This is a genomic window from Pseudoalteromonas sp. HM-SA03 (assembly GCF_002289345.1).
Taxonomy (GTDB): Bacteria; Pseudomonadota; Gammaproteobacteria; order Enterobacterales; family Alteromonadaceae; genus Pseudoalteromonas.
Map to the genome: position 1 here is coordinate 135,823 of NZ_NSDG01000028.1, position 1,757 is coordinate 137,579.

Below are 1,757 nucleotides of genomic sequence, written 5' to 3' on the forward strand. Positions count from 1 at the left end.
AACGAAACACCCAAACTCCAAGCTTCTATTGACTATCGTCCATCTCACATTGTCGTAGCAGCGGCTTTACGCCGCGACAACTTTCAAACAGCAACGCAACGAAACCCCCAAACTCCGCGCTTCTATTGACTATCGTCCATCTCACATTGTCGTAGCAGCGGCTTTACGCCGCGACAACTCTAAAACAGCAACGCGACACCCGAACTCCAAGCTTCTATTGACTATCGTCCATCTCGTATTGCTTCAATATCGCCAACATGCTCTCTGGAATTGGCGATTTTTTCCCTGTTTTCATATTAAACATCACCACATTCGCATACCCCGTTGTGCATACTGCTTGTTGCGATTCACTAAACGCCTCATAGCGCATGGTAAAGCGATCTTCTTTGATATCAGTGATATATGAACCAATATGCAAGGTATCTGGAAACGTAACTGGTCGTTTATATTGCGCGTACGTATCACGCAAAACCGGACTATGGGTAGGCTCTGATAATACAGAAAGTAAGCCCGTTTGAGTCAAAAAATCGATTCGCGCGGTTTCAAAATAGCGAAAGTACGACACGTTATTCACATGCCCCAACGCATCCATTTCTCCCCATACCACATTCACTTTGGTGGTGATCGCAAACTTTTCTAAAAATTCCTGCATGATGTTGCCTTTATTTTTGTTTATTGAACTCGAGAGTAACAACTCATCGTACCAGCAACAAGGTTAACGAGATAGTTTAAGGCAACTTGTCAAAACAAAGAAAGCAAAACCAGCATTTCGCAGTGCAACCTTACGCCCCCGTAGGTCGCCATTTATGGCGAAAAATAATGCCTCAGCTCCCTTTGATTTCAGTGTGGCTTTAGATACAAACACAATTCAAGCGCAATCCCTATCATTCCATCTCACAAAAAATTGACGCCTTTTATGGGATCAACACCTAAGATAAATCACCAATGATTTTTCTCAATACTTTCAATATATAAGCAAACAGCAGAGCAATATTTATAAGCTTGGTTTAAAAAATGCATCTGAAATCAAAATCAGAATTAAACTTAAGCATGTCACCAATATGAACAAAAGCACAAATACAGTTTATGTGTTGAGCGGTTACGCCAAATGCGCCATCACTCAGCAAGGGAAATACAAACCCGGTAACAAACACTCCATCGGCCTGCTAACCACAGACGAAAACTATGAAGATAACATCAATAAACTTGAGGCCTTTATTAAAGATTTAGGTTGGGAGTCCATTACGTTCTGCATGGTCGAAACCGTTAACGACATCAGCACCCTATCCAACGACGTTTTGGTATCCAGCTTTCTTCGTGCTCAGCAAAATGGCCAATCGTTAGTGGTGAACGATCTCCCCATTACCGTCCATTAAGGCGGTAAATGCACACTACAAGGCCTGCAACTAAAGTACTAAGCAATTCTACATCGCGTTGAGCCAAACCGAGTAGGAGCGGCTTCACGCCGCGATCTTCAGATGCTTGCCAGCGACTACGAACAATTTGTAGCAGCGACTTTATGTCGCGACTTGTTTTTGAATCCAGCCTTCAACTTTACCTGATATCGCTTCGCCGGCAAGGCAAAACCAGAGTGGTATATTATTTGTCGCCATAAATCGCGACCTACGCAGAGATTTGGTGTGAAGTCGCAGTTATTCGCCGCTATAAGGGATCGCGGCGTGAAGCCGCTTATATGGACTCCTCCAATTGTACAAGCCATTTTTAGCATTATTGGTGTGATTGCGTGCTTATATCCG

2 protein-coding genes are annotated in these 1,757 nt (G+C 43.4%); one reads left to right on the forward strand and one right to left on the reverse strand.

Features of this window, described 5'->3' with window-relative positions:
• Nucleotides 1–214 precede the first annotated feature (214 nt).
• Nucleotides 215–652, reverse strand: a complete 438-nt coding sequence (locus CKO50_RS05760) for a thioesterase family protein (RefSeq protein ID WP_095727389.1) — start codon at nt 650–652, stop codon at nt 215–217.
• A gap of 409 nt (nt 653–1,061) precedes the next feature.
• On the opposite strand from CKO50_RS05760, the gene CKO50_RS05765 reads away from it, so the two are divergent.
• The gene (locus CKO50_RS05765) at nt 1,062–1,376 is read left to right on the forward strand and encodes a hypothetical protein (protein ID WP_010607301.1); all 315 of its coding nucleotides are present in this window, start codon (nt 1,062–1,064) and stop codon (nt 1,374–1,376) included.
• The last annotated feature ends 381 nt before the right edge of the window (nt 1,377–1,757 follow it).